This window comes from Staphylococcus caprae (assembly GCF_003966625.1).
GTDB classification, from domain to species: domain Bacteria; phylum Bacillota; class Bacilli; order Staphylococcales; family Staphylococcaceae; genus Staphylococcus; species Staphylococcus caprae.
The window spans coordinates 772,651-793,280 of record NZ_AP018587.1 but is presented as its reverse complement, the minus strand read 5'-3'; the positions used below and the strand labels follow the sequence as shown (position 1 = coordinate 793,280).

Genomic DNA, 20,630 nt, shown 5'->3' with positions numbered 1-20,630 from the left:
CCTTTCTTTAGAGTGTTATCTATTATTTACCAGTTTTACCTTCTTTACGGCGAACATATTCACCTTGGTAACGAATACCTTTACCTTTATAAGGTTCTGGAGGTCTTACTGAACGGATGTTAGATGCGATAGCACCAACTTGTTCTTTAGAAACACCAGATACTTTAACAGTTGTGTTTTTCTCAACAGCAAAAGTAATACCGTCTTCAGCTTTAATTTCTACTGGGTGAGAATAACCAACATTTAGTACTAAGTCATTACCTTGCATTTGAGCACGGTAACCAACACCAACAAGTTCAAGTGTTTTTTCGAAACCTTGAGAAACACCTAGTACCATATTATTTAATAAAGCACGAGTTGTACCATGGTCTGTTCTGTCTTCTTTAGAATCAGATGGTCTTACAACTTCAACTGTGTTTTCTTCTTGTTTGAATGTCATTCTTTCATTTAAAGTTCTTGCTAATTCACCTTTAGGACCTTTAACAGTTACATGATTACCATCAAAAGTTACTGTTACGTCACTAGGGATGTCAATAATTTTCTTACCAACACGACTCATGTTATGGCACCTCCTTATTAATTATTACCAAACGTATGCGATAATTTCTCCGCCAACGTTACGTTTTCTTGCTTCTTTATCAGTGATAACACCTTCAGAAGTTGAAACTAATGCGATACCTAAACCGTTTAATACTTTAGGTACTTCATTTGCTTTAGCATAAACACGTAAACCAGGTTTTGAGATACGTTTTAATCCTGTGATAACACGTTCATTGTTTTGACCATATTTTAAGAATAAACGAATAACACCTTGTTTATCGTCTTCTACGTATTCAACGTTTTTAATGAAACCTTCGTTTTTTAAGATTTCAGCAATTTCTTTTTTAATATTAGATGCAGGTAATTCTAACTTCTCGTGACGAACCATGTTTGCATTTCTAACACGAGTAAGCATATCTGCGATTGGATCTGTCATTGTCATTGATTGTTGCCTCCTTTCAGACTCTTAATTATTACCAGCTAGCTTTACGTACGCCAGGAATTTGGCCTTTATAAGCTAATTCACGGAAACAAATACGGCATAATTTAAATTTACGATATACAGAATGTGGACGACCACAGCGTTCACAACGAGTGTATTCACGAACAGCGAATTTTTGTTTTTTTTGTTGCTTAGCAACCATTGAAGTTTTAGCCACTTAATTAGCCTCCTTTTTAGAGATTATTTACGAAATGGCATACCGAAGTTTGATAACAATTCACGAGCTTCCTCGTCAGTGTTAGCAGTAGTTACGATAACAATATCCATTCCTCTAACTTTAGTTACTTTATCATAGTCAATTTCAGGGAAAATTAATTGTTCTTTAATACCTAATGTGTAGTTACCACGTCCATCGAATGCTGTTTTTGAAACACCTTGGAAGTCACGTACACGAGGTAATGATACTGCAATAAGTTTATCTAAGAATTCATACATTCTTTCACCGCGAAGTGTAACTTTTGCACCGATTGGCATACCTTCACGTAAACGGAATGTTGCAACTGATTTTTTTGCTTTTGTTACTAATGGTTTTTGACCAGTGATTAATTCTAACTCTTCAACAGCATTATCTAATACTTTAGAGTTTTGAACTGCGTCACCTACACCCATGTTCACAACGATTTTTTCAATTTTAGGTACTTCCATTACTGAACTGTAATTGAATTTTTTCACTAAGTTCTCAGTAACTTCAGAATTGTACTTTTCTTTTAAACGGTTCAAAGTGGATCCTCCTTTCAACTAGTTATTAATTATTAGATTTGATTTCTTCGCCTGATTTTTTAGCAACGCGAACTTTTTTACCATCAACTGTTTTGTATCCTACACGTGTAGGTTCGTTAGTTTTAGGGTCTAATAATTGTACGTTAGAAACATGGATTGCTGCCTCTGTTTCTAAGATTCCACCTTCAGGATTTAATTGAGTTGGTTTTTGGTGTTTCTTAATTACGTTAACACCTTCCACAACGACACGGTCTTTTTTAGGTTCAGTAGCAACTACTTTACCTTCTTTACCTTTGTCTTTACCTGCGATAACTTTTACGTTGTCACCTTTTTTGATATGCATGTGGGCACCTCCTTAAATAGTATGATTGGTTAAATTTGTATTAAAGTACTTCTGGTGCTAATGATACGATTTTCATGAAGTTACCTTCACGTAGTTCACGAGCAACAGGACCAAAGATACGAGTACCACGTGGGCCTTTGTCATCACGGATGATAACACATGCATTTTCATCAAATTTGATATATGAACCGTCGTTACGACGAACACCTGATTTAGTACGAACTACAACAGCTTTGACAACGTCGCCTTTTTTAACAACGCCACCTGGTGTTGCATTTTTAACAGTACATACGATAATATCACCGATATTCGCTGTTTTGCGACCAGATCCACCTAATACTTTAATTGTAAGAACTTCACGAGCACCAGAGTTGTCTGCTACTTTTAAACGTGTTTCTTGTTGGATCATTCGTTAAACCTCCCTTATCTCTAATCTTGATTAAATAATTACTGACTCTTCAACAATTTCTACTAAACGAAAACGTTTTGTTGCTGATAAAGGACGAGTTTCTTGAATTTTAACAATGTCTCCTAATTTAGCTGAATTGTTTTCATCATGAGTTTTGTATTTTTTAGAGTATTTTACTCGTTTACCGTATAATTTGTGAGTTTTGTAAGTTTCTACAAGAACTGTAATCGTTTTGTCCATTTTGTCTGAAACAACTCTACCTACATACACTTTACGATCGTTTCTTTCGCTCACTTTTGTAACCTCCTCTTTCGATTATTATTGATTAGCCTTACTTTGTTCAATTTCTCTTTCACGAGCAACAGTTTTTAGACGTGCAATCGTTTTTCTTACTGTGCGAATACGTGCAGTTTCCTCTAATTGACCTGTAGCTAACTGAAAGCGTAGGTTAAAAAGCTCTTCTTTTGAAGATTTGATTTGTTCTTCGATTTCTGAAGTGGTTAAGTCTCTAATTTCCTTAGCTTTCATTTGTTTCACCACCCAATTCTTCACGTTTTACAAACTTAGTTTTTACTGGAAGTTTGTGACTTGCTAAACGTAATGCTTCACGTGCAACTTCTTCAGATACACCAGCTACTTCGAATAAGATTCTACCAGGTTTAACGACTGCAATCCAGCCTTCAACCGCACCTTTACCAGCACCCATACGTACTTCTAAAGGTTTTTTAGTATACGGTGTATGAGGGAAGATTTTAATCCAAACTTTCCCACCACGTTTCATGTAACGTGTCATTGCAATACGAGCAGATTCGATTTGACGAGAAGTGATCCAAGACGTTGTAGTAGCTTGTAAACCATACTCACCAAATGTTACATAGTTACCGCCTTTAGAACGACCAGTTGTTTTTGGACGATGTTGACGACGATATTTTACACGTTTTGGTAGTAACATTATTATTTTCCTCCTTCACTAGTGTTCTTAGTAGGAAGAACTTCTCCACGATAAATCCATACTTTAACGCCTAATTTACCATAAGTAGTATCAGCTTCAGCGTGTGCGTAATCAATGTCAGCACGTAGTGTATGAAGTGGGACAGTTCCTTCTGAATATTGTTCAGCACGAGCGATGTCAGCTCCGCCTAAACGACCTGATACTTGAGTTTTAATACCTTTAGCACCAAGTTTCATAGCTCTTGTAATAGCTTGTTTTTGTACACGACGGAATGAAGCACGGTTTTCTAATTGACGTGCGATATTTTCAGCTACTAAACGAGCATCGATATCAACTTTTTTGATTTCAATTACGTTAATGTGTACTTTCTTATCAGTTAAAGCGTTTAATTTGTTACGAAGTTTTTCAATTTCTGAACCGCCTTTACCAATAACCATACCTGGTTTACCAGTATGAATTGCGATGTTGATGCGGTTAGCAGCACGTTCGATATCTACGTGAGAAACTGATGCTTCTTTTAATTCATTATCAATAAATTTACGGATTTTTAAATCTTCGTGTAATAGTGAAGCGAAGTCTTTTTCAGCATACCATTTAGCTTCCCAGTCACGGATGATTCCGACACGAAGTCCGATTGGATTAATTTTTTGACCCACAGTATTCCCTCCTTAGAAAGTTTATTAAGCTTCTTTAGCTTCTTCTTTACCGTCACTTACGACGATTGTAATGTGGCTTGTACGTTTGTTAATTGCACTTGCACGACCTTGTGCACGTGGGCGGAAACGTTTTAAAGTTGGTCCTTCATTTGCATATGCTTCTTTGACAACTAATTCATCTGTGTTCATGTCATAGTTATGCTCTGCATTTGCTAAAGCGGACATTAATACTTTTTCAATTACTGGTGATGAAGCTTTGTTTGTTAATTTTAAAATAGCAATAGCTTCAGCAGCATTTTTACCTCTGATTAAGTCAAGAACTAATCTAACTTTACGAGGTGCGATTCTTATTGTTCTAGCAACCGCTTTTGCTTCCATTAGGATTTCCTCCTCTACTTATTAAAAATTATCTTCTAGTTTTCTTGTCGTCTGCAGCATGTCCTTTGAATGTACGAGTTGGAGCAAATTCACCTAGTTTGTGACCTACCATATCTTCTGTTACATATACAGGTACATGTTTACGTCCATCGTATACTGCGAAAGTATGACCGATGAAATTAGGGAAAATTGTAGAACGACGAGACCATGTTTTAATTACTTGTTTTTTTTCACTTCCGTCTTGTGCTTCTACTTTTTTCATTAAGTGATCATCGACGAAAGGTCCTTTTTTAATACTACGAGCCATTTGGGCGCCTCCCTTCTTATTGTGTGCGTGCAGCAGTTAAGCCGCACACCCAAATAAGTTGTTATTATTATTTTCTCTTACGTCCACGAACGATAAGTTTATCTGATGATTTTTTACCACGACGTGTTTTCTTACCAAGAGTTGGTTTACCCCATGGTGACATTGGAGATGGTCTACCGATTGGAGCACGACCTTCACCACCACCGTGTGGGTGATCGTTAGGGTTCATTACAGAACCACGTACTGTTGGACGAACGCCTTTCCATCTAGAACGTCCTGCTTTACCAACATTTACTAGTTCATGTTGTAAGTTACCAACTTGACCGATAGTAGCACGGCAAGTAGATAAGATCATACGTACTTCACCAGATCTTAATCTGATTAATACATATTTACCTTCTTTACCTAAAACTTGTGAGCTTGCACCAGCTGAACGAGCAAGTTGTCCGCCTTTTCCTGGTTTTAACTCAATATTGTGGATTACAGTACCTACTGGAATGTTTTGTAATGGTAAAGCATTACCTACTTTGATATCTGCTTCAGCACCACTTTCAACAGTTTGTCCAACTTGTAATCCTTTAGGTGCGATGATATAGCGTTTTTCACCATCAGCGTATACTAATAATGCAATATTTGCTGAACGGTTAGGGTCATATTGAATTGAATCAACTTTAGCAGTGATTCCGTCTTTGTTACGTTTAAAATCGATAACACGGTATTGACGTTTGTGTCCTCCACCATGATGGCGAACAGTCAATTTACCTTGGTTGTTACGTCCCGCTCTTTTCGGTAGCGGTTGTAATAATGACTTTTCAGGTGTTGTCTTTGTGATTTCTGCGAAATCCAAAGTAGTCATATTACGACGACCATTTGTTATTGGCTTATATTTTTTAAGAGCCATTGTCGCTTACCTCCTTATTGGTAATTTATTTTTAGTTAAATAAGTCGATTGAACCTTCTTTTAATTTAACAATCGCTTTTCTTCTTTTGTTTGTATAGCCTTGGTAACGGCCCATACGTTTTTTCTTAGGTTTATAATTCATGATATTTACACTATCAACTTTTACATCGAAGATTTCTTCAACAGCGATTTTAACTTGTGTTTTATTCACACGAGTATCAACATCGAAAGTGTATTTATCTTCTGCCATAGCTTCTGAAGATTTCTCAGTGATTACGGGGCGCTTAAGAATATCTCTTGCATCCATTATCCGAGCACCTCCTCAACTTTTTTAGCAGCAGCTTCAGTGATTACTACACTGTCAGCGCTAGTAATATCTAAAACGTTTAATCCTTGAGCAGTTGTAACTTGTACGCCAGGGATGTTACGTGCTGATAATTCAACATTTACATCTTCGCCTTCAGTAACAACTAATACTTTTTTAGGTTGTTCAAGTGTAGTTAACACATTTTTGAATTCTTTTGTTTTTGGAGCGTCAAAACCAAAAGTATCAACAACAGTGAATCCTTTTTCTTGAACTTTGAAAGATAATGCAGAACGTAATGCTAAACGACGCATTTTCTTAGGCATTTTATATGAATAGCTTCTTGGAGTTGGTCCGAATACGATACCACCACCACGCCATTGTGGAGCGCGGATAGTACCTTGACGTGCACGACCTGTTCCTTTTTGTCTCCATGGTTTACGTCCACCACCACGTACAGCTGAACGATTCTTAACAGAATGTGTACCTTGGCGTAATGACGCACGTTGTAAATTAATAGCTTCGAAAAGAACGCTATTATTTGGTTCGATAGCGAATACTGCATCGCTTAATTCAACTGAACCTGATTTAGATCCGTCTACTTTTAAAACATCATAATTAGCCATTATGCAATTTCCTCCTTTCGCTTTTTAAATTATTTATTACCTTTTTTGATTGAAGTAGTAATTTCTACTAAACCTTTTTTAGGTCCAGGTACATTACCTTTAACTAAAATAACGCTATTTTCAGTGTCGACTTGTACGACTTCTAAGTTTTGAACTGTAACAGTGTTTCCACCCATACGGCCTGGCATTTTTTGACCTTTAAATACTCTTGAAGCATCTGAAGCCATACCTACAGAACCTGGTGCTCTGTGGAAATGAGAACCGTGTGCCATTGGTCCACGAGCTTGTCCGTGACGTTTAATTGCACCTTGGAAACCTTTACCTTTTGAAACGCCTGTAACATCAATGATGTCGCCAGTTTCAAAAGTATCTACTGAGACTTCTTGACCTACTTCGTATTCATCAACGTTAACGTTGCGGAATTCACGAATGAAGCGCTTAGGTGCTGTGTCAGCTTTTTTAGCGTGACCTTCAGCTGGTTTATTTGCATATTTATTAGATTTAGAACCTTTTTTGTATGCTTGTTTGTCTTCAAATCCTACTTGAATTGCGTTGTATCCATCAACTTCTTCAGTTTTCTTTTGTAATACAACGTTTTGGCTAGCTTCTACTACTGTTACTGGGATTAATTCACCGTTTTCACCGAAAACTTGTGTCATCCCGATTTTTCTTCCTAAGATTCCTTTGGTCATCGAAAGTCCACCTCCTAAATTTTTCTATTATAATTTAATTTCGATGTCTACACCTGATGGTAAGTTTAAGCCCATTAGAGCATCAACTGTTTTAGGTGTTGGGTTAACAATATCGATTAAACGTTTATGAGTACGTTGTTCGAATTGTTCACGAGAATCTTTATACTTATGCACGGCACGAATAATTGTATAAACTGATTTTTCAGTTGGTAACGGAATTGGTCCAGACACGTCTGCACCAGAACGTTTTGCAGTTTCAACAATTTTCTCTGCTGATTGATCGATAACACGATGATCATAAGCTTTTAATCTGATTCTGATTTTTTGTTTTGCCATAATTTTCCCTCCTTATTCGTCTACATTTAAGTGATAGACTTCTCCACGAAAACTATCTCACACAACGCCATGGCAAAGCGGCCGGGTGTGTCAGTAACCTTTCGCTTCATCGCTTTTCTTAAAGTCCAACATTAGATATATTACATGAAAAACACTGATAAATCAAGGTTTTCCAGTAACTTTCTATATATCTGTCTAACACATACTTGATTATTGTACTTGAAATAGAGTGGTTGTTCAACCGTTTTATTGAAATTTTTTACTTTTAATTTATCTCTCTGTCGAATTTGAAAACATATTAATATATTTATAATGGTAGGTTTTATATAATAGGAAGAGAATAGGAGTGATTTAATGAAAAATGGAGTTAAAATAACTTTAGCGATTTTGGGTGTATTTCTTATCATTTGTGAATTTTTCTATGGCATTCCATTTTTAGGTGGCAGTGTCATCATGAGTTTTGGCTGGCAACCTTTATTATTTAATGCCTTACTTTATTTCATCATTACAATCATTTTACTTGTAGATAGTCAAAACGCCATAAAACCTATGGTTATTATACCAATCGTTGGTCTTGTAGGTTCATTTATGGCATTTATACCTTTTGTGGGCATGATTATTCATTGGATTTTATTCTTCTTAATGATTTTCTTTGTCTTTATCGTATTATCTGCTCCAACCTATCTACCAAATAAAGATGCTAAAGTGATATATACTCAATATAAAAATCAGCACAAAGACGAATATGATAATAAATAATTCTATTTCTATAGTATAAAATGGTCGGAACCTAGAGAAGGAACCGACCATTTTCTTTATTATTTATGAACAAATACAAAGTAAAGAATAAATAAAGCCATTAATACGTACATAATTGGATGTACTTCTTTGTGTCTTTTTGAAATGAGCATTGTAAGTGGATAGAATATAAACCCACATGCAATACCGGTAGCTATCGAATAAGATAATGGCATCATAATAATAGTAATAAACGCTGGAACTGCAACCTCAAAACGTTTCCAATTAATTTCAGCAAAATTAGATGCCATGAGTACACCTACTACTACAAGTGCTGGTGTCGTTACGGCACTTGTCACAACCTCAATGAGTGGACTAAAGAATAAAGCGAGTAAGAAACAAATACCAGTTACAATACTTGCAAATCCTGTTCGTGCCCCCACTGCCACACCAGAAGTAGATTCTATGTATGACGTTGTAGTTGTTGTACCAAAGATAGCTCCGACAATCGTTGCTAATGAATCAGAGAATAAAGCTCTACCCGCTCTTGGCAACTTATTATCTTTCATCATACCTGCTTGAGTTGCTACTGCTACTAAAGTTCCAGCAGTATCAAAGAAATCAATAAATAAGAAAGTAAGAATGACGATTAAAAATTGTACCGTAAATAATTGTCCTGGATCTTTAAATGATTCAAATGCAGCACCAAAAGTAGGTTTAATACTTGGTATATCTCCAATAACTCCAGATGGTGCATGAATTTGACCAGTTAACATACCAGCGATAGCTGTAATAATCATACCTATAAAAATAGAACCTGGAACTTTTTTAGTGTATAAAATCACAGTTACTATAATACCAAAAATCGCTAGAAGCACTGGTGCTTTAGTTAAATGTCCTAGTGTAACTAATGTAGAATCATTTTTAATGATGATTCCAGAACTTTGAAGTCCAACAAAGGTAATGAATAATCCGATACCTGCTGAAACAGCCATTTTCATTTGATAAGGTATGGCATTAATGATGATTTCCCTTAATCCGGTTACAGTGAGGATGGCAAAGAATATTCCTGAGAAGAGAACGCCAGTTAAACCAACTTTCCACGGAATACCCATTGTGAGTACGACTGTAAATGCGAAGAAGGCATTTAAACCCATCCCCGGCGCCAAAGCTATTGGATACTTAGCGATGAGTCCCATAAATAACGAACCAACAAATGCTGCTAATGCAGTTGCTACAAATATCGCACCTTGGTCCATCTTCATATCGCTCGAAATACCTTTAACTCCTGCTAAGCTTAAAACTTGAGGGTTTACAGCAAGAATATAAGCCATTGACAAGAATGTTGTAATGCCGCCTAAAATTTCATTTTTGTAATTTGTTCCATACTTATCGAACTGAAAGTATTTTTTCACGGTAAATGCTCCTTTATTTGAAATACTTTAATATTTTAATACCTATATTCGTAAAAAACAATACTAAACGCGAACTTTTAATTTTAATATCATGATTTCGTTCGCTATTTATCTACAATTTCAAATTTTTTAAAGCGTCTTTGAAAGGATTATTATCTATTTCTTCCTGATTTCCCATATATTTTTTCATCTCTTTACGGGAAACTTTACCGCTAGATTTTTCTTTCATACGTTTATCCATTTGAGCTTGAGTTTCAGAATGCCCACATACACATCGATATACTGCTTCTTTCCCTCTACCAAATAACGTCATTTTTTTCTTACAATTTGGACAGCGTGCATTAGTCTTACGCTGAATATTTTTCTTCGTTTTGCATGAAGGATCCTGACAAACTAACATTTGTCCATTTTTAGTTTTTACTTTAATCATAAATTTACCGCATGTAGGACACTCGGTTGTAGTTAAGTTATCATGTTTATATTTTTGTTCACTGCTTTTAATTTTCTGCACTATATCTTTAGTAAAATGCTTCATTTCATCCATAAATTTCTTTGAATTATATCGGCCCTTTTCAATTTGTGTAAGTTTTTCTTCCCATTGGGCCGTTAACAATGGTGAAGTTAATTCACTTGGCGCTAATTCTAATATCTGTTTCCCTTTGGATGTTACTTTAATTTTACCATCACGTACTTCAAGTGCATTCATATTAAACAGTTTATCGATGATGTCAGCGCGTGTTGCGACAGTACCAATTCCACCTGTTTGTTTGAGAGTTTGAGCATATTTTTTATTATCCAACTGAATATAGTTTTGAGGATTTTCCATTGCTTTCAATAATGAACCTTCATTAAAGTATTCAGGCGGTTTAGTTTCATGCTCATGTATATCAACTTTTTGAACTTTAAACTGTTGTCCAATCACAAATTGATGTGATTTTGATGGCTGTAATGTATCTTCTTTTAAGGCTTTGAATCCTAATTGTTTAGGGATATTCTCTTTTAAACTGAACATCAAATCGCCCACTTCAAAGTTAACCGTTACGCCTTCATACTCGTATGGTTTCATTAAAGATTCTAGAAATCTTTCAACAATAAGCATGTAGATTTTAAATTCTCTTTGGCTCAGTTGTTCGAGAGATGGTCTCACTTCAGTTGGTATAATCGCATGGTGATCTGATACCTTACTATCATTAAATATAGACATTTTAGGTGAAAATGATTGACCAATAAGTTCACGCACATGAGATTTATAATTTGTTGCAAGCAAAGCTTGTAAACGTTCTTTAATTGTACTTACCATATCATGTGTTAAATAATTAGAATCTGTACGTGGATACGTTACAATCTTATGTCGTTCATATAAATGTTGTAATGTGTTCAATGTTTCTTTAGGCCCCATTTTGAAACGACGATACGCATCTTGTTGTATATCTGTTAAATTGTATAGCTGTTGAGGATACAACTTCTTGTGCTTGGATTTTACATCTATTACTTTCCCCTCTTGATTCTTCACTTGTTGTTCAATCGTTTCTAGGTCTTTTTTATTTTTAAAATGCTTTTGCGTATTAAACGTGAACTCATATCCATCTACTTTAATTGACAGCGTATAATATTTTTCAGGTTGAAAATGATTAATGTCATCTTGTCTGGACTGAACGAGTTGAATGGTTGGTGTTTGTACACGACCTAAAGATAATTGTGCATCATATTTCGTCGTTAATGCACGTGTCGCATTAATCCCTACTATCCAATCCGCTTCACTACGAGCTAATGCCGCATGATACAGACTATTATATGCTCGACCATCTTTTAAATGTTTAAATCCTTCTTGTATTGCCTTTTTCGTTACGGAACTAATCCATAAGCGCTGAATAGGCTTTTTATTTCCAACTTTATCTAGAATAAGTCTCGCTACAAGTTCACCTTCGCGTCCTGCATCCGTCGCAATAATAATATCTTTTACCTTTTTATCTAATATTAATGACTTAACAATTTTAAATTGTTTACTTGTTTTACCAATAACTATCGTTTTCATATATTTAGGAATAATCGGTAAATCTTCAAGTTTCCACTCTTTATATGACGCATCATATTGTTCTGGCGCCGCATTTGTGACCAAGTGCCCTAGAGCCCAAGTCACTATATATTTTTCGTTCTCGATATAGCCATTCTTTTTATTTTTAATATGAAGTGCATCGGCTATGTCTCGCGCTACCGATGGCTTTTCAGCTAATATTAAGGATTTCATCATAACTTCCCTTTCTGAAAATGAATTACATCAATAGTTTATATTAAATAAGTAATGATTTAATTCTTATGTTCATTCTATTTAACACTTTTCATAAATAAACTATCTGATCCATTGATTAGTATTAGTCATATTGTAACATGTGAGTATATCGATAAACTTTTATTTCTCTAGAAATATAATATAATTAAGGAAGAACTTATCGGCAAAATACATTTAAATTAAAGACGTGAGAGACGGAGGTAGATTAATGGATATCATTCAATTGAGTGAGCCACAAGAAATAAAAGCATTTATTGAATCATCTCTATACCTATCAACATCTTATTTATATAAACTTCCACAACAATATGAAGACTTTGATACTTTATTAAATGAAGCAATTAGCAATTCTGGAGTTGTCGCGTTAACAGAAGATGGAACAATTTTAGCTTTAATGCTCGCTTTCTCATATGATCATCATCGATATAAAGTGATAGGACCTTTTATAGCACAAGATTTCCAACTCGATGACGACCATTTCCAATTACTTTTCGACAAATTAACTGAACATCAACCCGAAGAGACTATTTTTAATTTTTCATTTGAAGAAGGTGTGCAAGAATACAAACCTTTCATGAAGCAAATACATGCAAGCTATAATTTTACAGATTATTATTTAGAAGCTCACCAAGATCTAGGAGAGACTTTTAATAGTCAGAATATCATTGAATACCAAAGAGGTTTTTATCGTGCATTCAGTAAGTTACATTTAATGACTTTCAAACATGATGCGATGACACCGGAGGAGATTATAGAATCACTAGATGAACATCACCGATTGTTCTTATTTGTTAGCGAAGGGTTACTTAAAGGTTATTTATATTTACGAGTAGACGCTGAACGACATAGTGCTGAAATTAAATATTTTAGTTCTCATATTGATTATCGTCTTAAAGGAATTGCCTTTGATTTATTAGAATATGCGTTGAAATTTGCTTTTGAACATTATTCTATTCATAAGGTTTATTTCAAAATCCGTAATAAAAACAGCAAACTTGTGGAACGCTTTAATGAACTAGGATTTCAAATTAATTACGAATATAAAAAATATAAATTCGAACCTCAACATGTGCACCAAGATTTCACTCAATAACTGAATATCATATTTTTAAATAAATATAACAATAAACCTTGACTGTGAATCAATATTGTTTTTAGAGCTTTAACCTATAGTTCTAAAACTAACGTGTGATTTACAGTCTTTTTAATTTCTATACCATTTGTCTTCTTATTTCGAAAATACAAACACTAACCTTTCCTAATGTTTTAACATTCAAATTGTTTCACTTAAATACAATGATTAGTAATTACAATTATTGCAACTTCAAGTTTTTGTTTTTTACTTATTAATTTTTATGCTTTAAAATGATTTCAAGTGTTAAGGGGACACTTAATCATGTTTTAGGAGAGTGAGTAATAAGTGCAAATTTTAGACTTTCTTATCGCACTATTACCGGCCCTTTTTTGGGGTAGTGTTGTATTTATAAATGTATTTGTAGGTGGTGGCCCCTACAATCAAATCCGAGGCACGACATTAGGTACATTAATTGTCGGTATCGGTTTACTATTAACTGGTAATGCTGCTTTTGATAATTTTACTGTCATTATTGTAGGTCTGATTTCTGGTGCGCTTTGGGCATTTGGTCAAGGCAATCAATTGAAATCAGTCAATTTAATCGGTGTATCAAAAACTATGCCAATCTCTACAGGTATGCAACTTGTTGGTACAACCTTGTTTAGTGCTATTTTCTTAGGAGAATGGAGCACAATGGTTCAAGTTGTCATGGGCTTAATTGCAATGGTATTACTTGTAGTCGGTATCGCTTTAACCTCACTTAAAGCTAAGAATGAAGGTACATCTAACAATCCAGAATTTAAAAAAGCTATGGGGATTTTACTTATATCCACAGTTGGCTATGTAGGTTATGTCGTACTTGGTGATATTTTCGGAGTAAGTGGTACAGATGCCCTATTCTTCCAATCAATTGGTATGGCAATCGGAGGATTTATTCTATCAATGAATCATCAAACCTCTGTTAAATCTACTGCGCTCAATCTCATACCTGGTGTCGTATGGGGTATTGGTAACTTATTTATGTTCTACTCACAACCTAAAGTGGGTGTAGCTACAAGTTTCTCATTATCACAATTACTTGTGATCGTATCTACATTAGGTGGGATTTTTATTTTAGGAGAGAAAAAAGATCGCCGCCAAATGATTGGTATATGGTCAGGTATTGTCGTTATTATTATCGCATCAATTATTCTAGGTAACTTAAAATAGTAGTCTAGGGGGAGTCAAAATGTTTCAAGAATTAGAAAACAAAGTAGTCGTTATTACCGGAGCAGGTAGTGGTATAGGCAAATCATTTGCTGAAAACTTTGGTAAAGCGAAAGCAAAAGTTGTATTAAATTATCGTTCTGATCGTCATTTAGATGAATTAGAAGAACTTAAAAATACGATTCAAAGCGCTGGCGGACAAGCTATCGCAGTTCAAGGCGATGTATCTGTAGAAGAAGATGTGAAGCATCTTGTTCAATCTGCAGTGGAAACGTTCGGCACCATTGATATTATGATTAATAATGCTGGTTTTGAAAAGCCAATCCCAACGCACGAAATGTCATTAGATGAATGGCAAAAAGTGATCGATATTAACTTAACTGGCGCATTTATCGGTTCACGAGAAGCCATTAACCAATTCCTTAAAGAAGATAAAAAAGGCGTGATCATTAATACTTCAAGTGTTCATGATACGATTCCATGGCCAAATTACGTCAACTATGCTGCAAGCAAAGGCGGAATGAAGTTAATGATGGAAACGATGTCTATGGAATATGCGCAATATGGTATTCGTATTAACAATATTTCTCCAGGTGCCATTGTCACTGAACATACGAAAGAGAAATTCTCTGATCCTAAAACACGTGAAGAAACTTTAGAAATGATTCCAGCACGTGAAATTGGAGAAGCTCAAGATGTAGCCAATGTTGCTTTATTCTTAGCATCTGACTTAGCCAGCTATATCCATGGCACAACTTTATATGTTGATGGTGGTATGACGAATTATCCTGCATTTATGGGTGGCAAAGGATAATTTGAAGTGACAACCTTGGACATAATTGTCCAAAAATAATAGAGGTCGGGATAAAAGTGTTTAGGATTTAAGCAGAGCCGATCAATGCGCAAAATTGTTTCTCAAATTTTGTCGAATTGTGAGTGTTACTGATGAAAATCCTGCTTTTGGGACACCGTTAATCGGTTTCCCAGAACACAGTTCCCAACCTCTATTTTTATATGCAATATTTCGTTTATTCTTAATGAATGAGGATGTTGTTCCTTTCTCAAGTGATTCATCCCATGTTAAAGGTATCCGCACTTAATTTTAATTTTCAAAAGGAGCAAATACAATTATACAAAGAGTGCTTGATAAATATAGAGTATGACAATACTGATCACAATCGTTAAGTTGGTGACCATACCTATAAAAGGCAATGTCTTATATTTAAATTGAATAGAATAAGGAATGATCGCTACGCCTACAGGTAACAACCATGTAATTAGCAATGTTGTTTTAATCATTTGATCTGAAACCGGTAAAAAGAAATGAACGAGTGTACCAGCTACAATCGCTAAGCCGTAATGTAGACATAAATATTTAATTGTCACAGGCAAGTATTCTCTATCAATGCTAAAACTTAACATGACACCTAGTAAAATCATAGATAAAGGCATATTGGCTTTAGAAAGAATACTAAAGAAATCTATCGCCGGTTTCCAAATATGAATATTAGACATATTCAGTATAAACATCACAATATATGTCACGAGTGGTACAGATTGAATCAATTTTTTCCCTAAGAATTTAAAATTGAATTGGTCTGCACCTTCACTAAAATAACTCCCTACAAAGTAAGTTACTCCGAACATAATGACTGCGCCACCGATATCCGCCATACCGAAATATACCATACCCTTTTCAGGCCAAATTGCATTAACTAATGGATATGCGAAAAGTCCGATGTTCATTGACCCTGTCATCATACCCACTGAGCCACGCATGTGATTGTCATATTTTCTGAAAAACCATACAACAATGATTTTAGCAATCACACCATACACAATCATCATGATTGGTAAAATAGAGAATGACATATTTAAATCGGCACTGTTTAAGTTAACGATAACGAGAGAAGGTAATGTGACATTTAATACGAGCGTTGAAAGAACTTGGCTATCTGTAGCTTTTAAATAATTGATACGCTTTAGGAAATAACCAAGTGCAATGAGTAATATAATCATGACAAATTGTTCAGTCACATGTATTCCCTCTTTCCCAAAAATTTCACTTTTTACAGTTGATAACTTTAACATATCTCTTTCAATTTTTAGAAGTGTCTTGTTTCATGATATAATCTTATTTAAATATAGTTAATAATCAATTTCAATTATAAAAGGAGATTTGTTTCTATGGATTTAGAATCTAAATTAACAGAACTTAAGTATGATTACGTACGTTTACAGAATGATTTAGATAAACGTGAATCGCTCAATCAAAATATTGACCCACTACTTAATCAATTAGAAGAAATTGAAAAAGAAATAGCAGATGTCCGCGCTAAAATGAATAGCTAATTGAGTTGAATTTAATAAAAAGATTGCGCGCGTCGACAAAGTAATGTGCATGGCATTAATAAAGCAAGTTGTTATCACAGGTTGCATCGGACAAGCTCGATCATACAAACACATCATCATATTCTAATTTGAACATTCAATGGCTATTTTTATAATTAGTTCAGGATTTACATATACCGTTGACTAGACATCCTAGTCAGCTACTTTTTATCGTGCTAATATAATATTCGTAAAGGAAAGGATGTCTCAGATGCTACTGTATCTTATCTTATTGCCCATTTTATATTTAATTGTCGCTTATATTAGTATTTTTAAAATGCGTTCAATTTTTACTAGAATTTTAAGAATTATCATGGGTGTTTTATTATTATTTGTAGTTGCTATCACTACTTTGCAATTCCCTAAAGAAAACTGGTGGGTATTTATCGTCTTATTATTGCTTGTAGGTAATATTGAAGTCACTGGCTTTAAAAAACTGAAAGACGACGAAAAAGGCGTTAACATTTTAAATATTATATCAATTATTTTGATAGTGATTTATGTGATATTGGCGCTATTCTTATATTAATAATGGAAAATCGACTTAGGCTACCATAGTGAGCGGCCTAAGTCGATTTTTTCGTTTTGTGAGTCTATTTTCTAAAAAGTTTGTTTTTAAGCGTGAATAGTATTTCGTAAATGACTGGCACGACGATGAGTGTCAGAATAGTTGATGACACAAGACCACCTATCACTGTAGCGGCCATCCCTTTTGAAATAAGAATTGAACTATCTTGACCAAATAATAATGGTATTAAGGCACCAATTGTCGCAATGGCAGTCATTAATATCGGTCTAATACGTGTGCCACCCGCTTCAATTAATGCTTCTTTCATTGCCATACCTTGCTTTTCATTATTAATGACACGATCTATTAATACAATCGCATTAGTAACAACAATACCTATCAACATTAACATACCTATAAGACTTGGTACGGAAATTGTCTCTCCGGTAATCACGAGCGCTAGCACAACCCCTATCACTGTGAATGGTAGTGAAAAGAGTATCGTAAATGGCGCAAGTCCACCCTTAAATGTAATCACAAGTATTAAGTAAACGATAATAATTGCTGCGACCATCGCTATAATAAGTTGAGAAATAGCTGTATTGATATCATCGGTCGCACCACCTACATTCAATTTAACGTTATGTGGTTTATCAATATCGTTTAATTTAGACATAACCTCTCGTGATTTTCCGCCTACGTCTTTATCAGTGACTTTGCCTGAGACAGTCGTAGCATAGTCTCCATCTTCTTGAGTTAACTTACTTGGCGTTGTAGTCTTTTGCAATGTAGCGATTTCACTTAATTTAATCGTTCCGCCTGTCGGTTTCTTCAATTCTATGTTATTCAATTTCTTCGCTGACCAGTCAGTTTGTTTATTTTGCTTCACTTTAACATCGATTTTCTTACCTTTTTCTTTCACTGTTGTAATCGTCTTTTCAGGTAAATTTTCATTAAGATTCATAGCTAATTGACTTGCAGAGATGCCATTATCTGCTGCTTTATTTTGGTCAACTTTAATTTCATATTGATCATAAGTTTGTGTTAAATCGGATTTAACATTCGCAATACCATCAATATCTTTCATCGTTTTCTCAACTTTTTCTACAGTGCCTTTGATATCATCAGTAGAAGGACCTTTTACAGTTACTTCAACAGAATCATTTCCTGCTCCTGTACCTAGGTCTTGATTTTTCCATTCTCCTGGTTGCTTGAATTGGTAAATATGTTTTAAGACTTTATCCGGTTCTTCATCGAAATTAGGAGTATCCGATTTATATTTAACCATGATAGCCAAGCTATTTGTACTTCCTGTTGGATCTTGTGGTGTCGGGCCTCCAACAGAATATTGCACAGTTTGAACCTTATCTTTACTATCCAAATATTTTTCAACTTCTTCAGCATGATTGAGTACTGCTTTTTCAGTTTCCCCAGGTTTAGGTGTATAAGTAAGCGCTAAGAACTTGTCATCGCCAGATGAAATGTAACTTGTTCCTAAACTTGTTGCCCCTAACCCGATGCTGCCTATGAGAATCACGATACTTACGATAATGACTATCCATTTGTGATTTAACGACCATTTAAGTATTTGACGATATCCTCGACTGATGGCGCCTAAACCTTCATGTTGACGCTTTGTTTTCACGCCTTTTCTGAAAAGGGTCGCACCTAAAGAAGGCACAACTGTAATAGATACAAGTAACGATGCGAGAAGACTAAACGTAATAGCCAAAGCAAATGGTCTAAACATTTCACCCACTGAACCTGATACAAATACAAGTGGTAAGAACACGACAATAGTTACTAACGTAGACGACATAATGGGTTTAAACACTTCAGTCGTAGCATTGATTATTAAATTTTCGCCTTTCAACTTTTCATTTGGATGGGATAATCTTCGGTAGATATTTTCCACTACTACAATAGAGTCATCAATCACACGACCGATGGCTACTGTTAAGGCACCCAACGTCAAAATATTTAATGATACATTACTCAATTTTAAAGCTACGAGCGCAATTAAAATAGACAATGGGATAGATACTACGGAAATCGCAGTTGTTCGAATATTTCTTAAGAATAATAGGATAACGATAATAGCCACAATTGTTCCTAATGCTGCTTTTTCAACCATTGTATAAAGAGAGTCTTGAATAGGTTTAGCCGTATCCATTGTCTTAGTTGAAGTCATGCCATGATTATTCTTAACAAATTCGTCCACTTTTTTCTGAACATCTCTTGCGACTTGAACCGTATTCGCATTTTGAGCTTTTATAATTTGTAAGTTCACTGCATCTTTACCATTCGTTTTAGAAATGGAGGTACGTTCATCTCCTACAGAGACTTGTGCAACATCTTTTAGAGGAACAGATGGCATTTTACCATCGCTACTAGATGTCTTCGAATTAGAATTTGAAGCATTTGTATTATCTTTCGGCATTAAGCTACTGTTCTCATTTTCACTATCGCTACTAGAATTATCATTACTTTGACTACCTTGGCCTGCAGCAGACATTGGTATTTTAAGATTTTTCAAAGCATCAACCGAATTGAATTCGCCATCTACAACTATAGATTTATCTGTTTTGTCGAATTGGAATAATCCTAGCGGTGTCTCACGTGTTGCAGTTTTTATATAGTTTTCAACATCATCTGCTGTTAAACCTTTTTCATCTAATGCTTTTTGTTTAAATTTTAATGTCACTTCACGATTGGTTTGCCCATTTAATTGTGCATTTTGGACACCGTCAATCGTTTGAAGTTTTGGAATGAGTTGTTGATTTAAATCTTTGGTCACATCTTTTAAATCGTGTTGGTTGCTGGTGAATGAATAGGCGACCATAGGAAAGGCATCCATAGAATTACGTGTTAATTCTGGATCTCCTACACCATCTTTGAATTTAATTTTATCGATTTCTTTTTTAAGTTGCTCTTCTGCTTTATCCATGTCTGTGCCATTGTCATATTCAACAGTTACGATAGACGCATTTTGAATTGACTCTGTTTTGACACTTTTTACATATGCTAAGGAACGCACTTGGCTATCAATTTTACTACTAATTTCATCTTGTGTAGATTGAGGTGTCGCACCTGGCATCGTTGTTTGAACTGAAATCATTGGATTTTCTACATCTGGTAACAATTCAAGTTTTAATTTCGCGCTCGAATACACGCCCCCTAGAACGACTAATACAACCATGAGAAATATAGCAAATTTATTACCTAATGAGAATTGTAATAATTTTTTTATCATCCTATTATTCCCTTCCACTTATAAATTCATTTATAGTAAAAAATCTGAACGTTCTAGTAATATCATAGACGCGTTCAGATTCTCATTA

Annotated in this window: 27 protein-coding genes; 6 read left to right on the top strand and 21 right to left on the bottom strand. The window is 34.9% G+C overall.

What is annotated here, in order from left to right; genetic code table 11:
* Positions 1 to 22: 22 nt before the first annotated feature.
* The 17 genes from rplF to rpsJ all read right to left on the bottom strand — a co-directional run bounded on the left by rplF (position 23) and on the right by rpsJ (position 7,666).
* Positions 23 to 559: a 50S ribosomal protein L6 gene (rplF, locus tag JMUB898_RS03645; protein ID WP_002443729.1), complete on the bottom strand. Its 537-nt coding sequence runs from the start codon at positions 557 to 559 to the stop codon at positions 23 to 25.
* A gap of 24 nt (positions 560 to 583) precedes the next feature.
* On the bottom strand, positions 584 to 982 hold the full coding sequence (gene rpsH / locus JMUB898_RS03640; RefSeq protein WP_002432853.1) for a 30S ribosomal protein S8: 399 nt from the start codon (positions 980 to 982) through the stop codon (positions 584 to 586).
* 31 nt (positions 983 to 1,013) lie between these two features.
* Positions 1,014 to 1,199 (bottom strand): type Z 30S ribosomal protein S14, encoded by a 186-nt coding sequence (locus tag JMUB898_RS03635; protein ID WP_001829713.1) that lies wholly within the window; start codon positions 1,197 to 1,199, stop codon positions 1,014 to 1,016.
* A gap of 23 nt (positions 1,200 to 1,222) precedes the next feature.
* On the bottom strand, positions 1,223 to 1,762 hold the full coding sequence (rplE, locus tag JMUB898_RS03630; protein WP_037541587.1) for a 50S ribosomal protein L5: 540 nt from the start codon (positions 1,760 to 1,762) through the stop codon (positions 1,223 to 1,225).
* 25 nt (positions 1,763 to 1,787) lie between these two features.
* Complete coding sequence (gene rplX / locus JMUB898_RS03625; RefSeq protein ID WP_002443733.1) at positions 1,788 to 2,105, bottom strand: 50S ribosomal protein L24; 318 nt, start codon at positions 2,103 to 2,105, stop codon at positions 1,788 to 1,790.
* 40 nt (positions 2,106 to 2,145) lie between these two features.
* Positions 2,146 to 2,514 carry a 50S ribosomal protein L14 gene (gene rplN, locus JMUB898_RS03620; protein ID WP_002432661.1) on the bottom strand — a complete coding sequence of 123 codons (369 nt, stop codon included), beginning with the start codon at positions 2,512 to 2,514 and terminating at the stop codon, positions 2,146 to 2,148.
* 30 nt (positions 2,515 to 2,544) lie between these two features.
* Positions 2,545 to 2,808: a 30S ribosomal protein S17 gene (rpsQ, locus tag JMUB898_RS03615; RefSeq protein ID WP_002432741.1), complete on the bottom strand. Its 264-nt coding sequence runs from the start codon at positions 2,806 to 2,808 to the stop codon at positions 2,545 to 2,547.
* 24 nt (positions 2,809 to 2,832) lie between these two features.
* A complete protein-coding gene (gene rpmC / locus JMUB898_RS03610; protein ID WP_000644737.1) occupies positions 2,833 to 3,042 on the bottom strand; it encodes a 50S ribosomal protein L29 in 210 nt (69 codons plus the stop codon).
* Positions 3,032 to 3,466, bottom strand: coding sequence for a 50S ribosomal protein L16 (gene rplP, locus JMUB898_RS03605; protein ID WP_002432945.1), 435 nt, complete (start codon positions 3,464 to 3,466; stop codon positions 3,032 to 3,034). Before rplP ends, rpmC begins: the two co-directional genes overlap by 11 nt.
* A 2-nt stretch (positions 3,467 to 3,468) precedes the next feature.
* Positions 3,469 to 4,122 carry a 30S ribosomal protein S3 gene (gene rpsC / locus JMUB898_RS03600; RefSeq protein WP_002443735.1) on the bottom strand — a complete coding sequence of 218 codons (654 nt, stop codon included), beginning with the start codon at positions 4,120 to 4,122 and terminating at the stop codon, positions 3,469 to 3,471.
* A gap of 24 nt (positions 4,123 to 4,146) precedes the next feature.
* Positions 4,147 to 4,500 carry a 50S ribosomal protein L22 gene (gene rplV / locus JMUB898_RS03595; protein ID WP_000387527.1) on the bottom strand — a complete coding sequence of 118 codons (354 nt, stop codon included), beginning with the start codon at positions 4,498 to 4,500 and terminating at the stop codon, positions 4,147 to 4,149.
* A 28-nt stretch (positions 4,501 to 4,528) separates the two neighbouring features.
* Positions 4,529 to 4,807 carry a 30S ribosomal protein S19 gene (gene rpsS, locus JMUB898_RS03590; protein ID WP_001829710.1) on the bottom strand — a complete coding sequence of 93 codons (279 nt, stop codon included), beginning with the start codon at positions 4,805 to 4,807 and terminating at the stop codon, positions 4,529 to 4,531.
* 67 nt (positions 4,808 to 4,874) lie between these two features.
* Complete coding sequence (gene rplB / locus JMUB898_RS03585; RefSeq protein ID WP_002443747.1) at positions 4,875 to 5,708, bottom strand: 50S ribosomal protein L2; 834 nt, start codon at positions 5,706 to 5,708, stop codon at positions 4,875 to 4,877.
* Between the two features lie 31 nt (positions 5,709 to 5,739).
* Complete coding sequence (gene rplW, locus JMUB898_RS03580) at positions 5,740 to 6,015, bottom strand: 50S ribosomal protein L23 (protein WP_002443749.1); 276 nt, start codon at positions 6,013 to 6,015, stop codon at positions 5,740 to 5,742.
* A complete protein-coding gene (rplD, locus tag JMUB898_RS03575) occupies positions 6,015 to 6,638 on the bottom strand; it encodes a 50S ribosomal protein L4 (RefSeq protein ID WP_002443752.1) in 624 nt (207 codons plus the stop codon). Before rplD ends, rplW begins: the two co-directional genes overlap by 1 nt.
* A 29-nt stretch (positions 6,639 to 6,667) precedes the next feature.
* A complete protein-coding gene (gene rplC / locus JMUB898_RS03570; RefSeq protein ID WP_002443755.1) occupies positions 6,668 to 7,330 on the bottom strand; it encodes a 50S ribosomal protein L3 in 663 nt (220 codons plus the stop codon).
* A gap of 27 nt (positions 7,331 to 7,357) precedes the next feature.
* Positions 7,358 to 7,666 (bottom strand): 30S ribosomal protein S10, encoded by a 309-nt coding sequence (gene rpsJ / locus JMUB898_RS03565; RefSeq protein ID WP_001118667.1) that lies wholly within the window; start codon positions 7,664 to 7,666, stop codon positions 7,358 to 7,360.
* A gap of 354 nt (positions 7,667 to 8,020) precedes the next feature.
* Between rpsJ and JMUB898_RS03560 the strand changes: the two genes are divergently transcribed.
* Entirely contained in the window at positions 8,021 to 8,425 is a 405-nt protein-coding gene (locus tag JMUB898_RS03560) for a hypothetical protein (protein WP_002443757.1), read from the top strand.
* 59 nt (positions 8,426 to 8,484) lie between these two features.
* On the opposite strand, the gene JMUB898_RS03555 is transcribed toward JMUB898_RS03560, so the two are convergent.
* Together JMUB898_RS03555 and JMUB898_RS03550 are read right to left on the bottom strand one after the other, a co-directional pair.
* On the bottom strand, positions 8,485 to 9,819 hold the full coding sequence (locus JMUB898_RS03555) for an NCS2 family permease (protein ID WP_002443759.1): 1,335 nt from the start codon (positions 9,817 to 9,819) through the stop codon (positions 8,485 to 8,487).
* Positions 9,820 to 9,931: 112 nt separating this feature from the next.
* A complete protein-coding gene (locus JMUB898_RS03550; RefSeq protein ID WP_037541589.1) occupies positions 9,932 to 12,067 on the bottom strand; it encodes a DNA topoisomerase III in 2,136 nt (711 codons plus the stop codon).
* Between the two features lie 250 nt (positions 12,068 to 12,317).
* On the opposite strand from JMUB898_RS03550, the gene JMUB898_RS03545 reads away from it, so the two are divergent.
* The 3 genes from JMUB898_RS03545 (at position 12,318) to JMUB898_RS03535 (ending at position 15,204) form a co-directional block, all read left to right on the top strand.
* A complete protein-coding gene (locus tag JMUB898_RS03545; protein ID WP_002443764.1) occupies positions 12,318 to 13,202 on the top strand; it encodes a GNAT family N-acetyltransferase in 885 nt (294 codons plus the stop codon).
* Between the two features lie 327 nt (positions 13,203 to 13,529).
* Positions 13,530 to 14,393 carry a GRP family sugar transporter gene (locus JMUB898_RS03540; protein ID WP_126501908.1) on the top strand — a complete coding sequence of 288 codons (864 nt, stop codon included), beginning with the start codon at positions 13,530 to 13,532 and terminating at the stop codon, positions 14,391 to 14,393.
* Positions 14,394 to 14,412: 19 nt separating this feature from the next.
* Positions 14,413 to 15,204, top strand: a complete 792-nt coding sequence (locus JMUB898_RS03535; protein ID WP_002443769.1) for a glucose 1-dehydrogenase — start codon at positions 14,413 to 14,415, stop codon at positions 15,202 to 15,204.
* 314 nt (positions 15,205 to 15,518) lie between these two features.
* Here JMUB898_RS03535 and JMUB898_RS03530 read toward each other — a convergent pair whose 3' ends face one another.
* Entirely contained in the window at positions 15,519 to 16,427 is a 909-nt protein-coding gene (locus JMUB898_RS03530) for an AEC family transporter (RefSeq protein WP_037541590.1), read from the bottom strand.
* 150 nt (positions 16,428 to 16,577) lie between these two features.
* Here JMUB898_RS03530 and JMUB898_RS12635 point away from each other — a divergent pair, with 150 nt between their 5' ends.
* Positions 16,578 to 16,742: an SE1832 family protein gene (locus tag JMUB898_RS12635; protein ID WP_002443773.1), complete on the top strand. Its 165-nt coding sequence runs from the start codon at positions 16,578 to 16,580 to the stop codon at positions 16,740 to 16,742.
* A 250-nt stretch (positions 16,743 to 16,992) separates the two neighbouring features.
* Complete coding sequence (gene mspA, locus JMUB898_RS03525; RefSeq protein ID WP_037541591.1) at positions 16,993 to 17,310, top strand: membrane stabilizing protein MspA; 318 nt, start codon at positions 16,993 to 16,995, stop codon at positions 17,308 to 17,310.
* Between the two features lie 64 nt (positions 17,311 to 17,374).
* On the opposite strand, the gene JMUB898_RS03520 is transcribed toward mspA, so the two are convergent.
* A complete protein-coding gene (locus JMUB898_RS03520; RefSeq protein ID WP_037541592.1) occupies positions 17,375 to 20,542 on the bottom strand; it encodes an efflux RND transporter permease subunit in 3,168 nt (1,055 codons plus the stop codon).
* Positions 20,543 to 20,630 lie beyond the last annotated feature (88 nt).

Excerpts from the sequence above, each read along its gene's own strand:
- rplF (WP_002443729.1), bottom strand. The coding sequence starts at position 559 with ATGAGTCGTGTTGGTAAGAAAATTATTGACATCCCTAGTGACGTAACA.
- rpsH (WP_002432853.1), bottom strand. The coding sequence starts at position 982 with ATGACAATGACAGATCCAATCGCAGATATGCTTACTCGTGTTAGAAAT.
- rplX (WP_002443733.1), bottom strand. The coding sequence starts at position 2,105 with ATGCATATCAAAAAAGGTGACAACGTAAAAGTTATCGCAGGTAAAGAC.
- rplN (WP_002432661.1), bottom strand. The coding sequence starts at position 2,514 with ATGATCCAACAAGAAACACGTTTAAAAGTAGCAGACAACTCTGGTGCT.
- rpmC (WP_000644737.1), bottom strand. The coding sequence starts at position 3,042 with ATGAAAGCTAAGGAAATTAGAGACTTAACCACTTCAGAAATCGAAGAA.
- rplP (WP_002432945.1), bottom strand. The coding sequence starts at position 3,466 with ATGTTACTACCAAAACGTGTAAAATATCGTCGTCAACATCGTCCAAAA.
- rplV (WP_000387527.1), bottom strand. The coding sequence starts at position 4,500 with ATGGAAGCAAAAGCGGTTGCTAGAACAATAAGAATCGCACCTCGTAAA.
- rpsS (WP_001829710.1), bottom strand. The coding sequence starts at position 4,807 with ATGGCTCGTAGTATTAAAAAAGGACCTTTCGTCGATGATCACTTAATG.
- rplB (WP_002443747.1), bottom strand. The coding sequence starts at position 5,708 with ATGGCTCTTAAAAAATATAAGCCAATAACAAATGGTCGTCGTAATATG.
- rplW (WP_002443749.1), bottom strand. The coding sequence starts at position 6,015 with ATGGATGCAAGAGATATTCTTAAGCGCCCCGTAATCACTGAGAAATCT.
- rplD (WP_002443752.1), bottom strand. The coding sequence starts at position 6,638 with ATGGCTAATTATGATGTTTTAAAAGTAGACGGATCTAAATCAGGTTCA.
- rplC (WP_002443755.1), bottom strand. The coding sequence starts at position 7,330 with ATGACCAAAGGAATCTTAGGAAGAAAAATCGGGATGACACAAGTTTTC.
- rpsJ (WP_001118667.1), bottom strand. The coding sequence starts at position 7,666 with ATGGCAAAACAAAAAATCAGAATCAGATTAAAAGCTTATGATCATCGT.
- JMUB898_RS03560 (WP_002443757.1), top strand. The coding sequence starts at position 8,021 with ATGAAAAATGGAGTTAAAATAACTTTAGCGATTTTGGGTGTATTTCTT.
- JMUB898_RS03550 (WP_037541589.1), bottom strand. The coding sequence starts at position 12,067 with ATGAAATCCTTAATATTAGCTGAAAAGCCATCGGTAGCGCGAGACATA.
- JMUB898_RS03545 (WP_002443764.1), top strand. The coding sequence starts at position 12,318 with ATGGATATCATTCAATTGAGTGAGCCACAAGAAATAAAAGCATTTATT.
- JMUB898_RS03535 (WP_002443769.1), top strand. The coding sequence starts at position 14,413 with ATGTTTCAAGAATTAGAAAACAAAGTAGTCGTTATTACCGGAGCAGGT.
- JMUB898_RS12635 (WP_002443773.1), top strand. The coding sequence starts at position 16,578 with ATGGATTTAGAATCTAAATTAACAGAACTTAAGTATGATTACGTACGT.
- mspA (WP_037541591.1), top strand. The coding sequence starts at position 16,993 with ATGCTACTGTATCTTATCTTATTGCCCATTTTATATTTAATTGTCGCT.
- JMUB898_RS03520 (WP_037541592.1), bottom strand. The coding sequence starts at position 20,542 with ATGATAAAAAAATTATTACAATTCTCATTAGGTAATAAATTTGCTATA.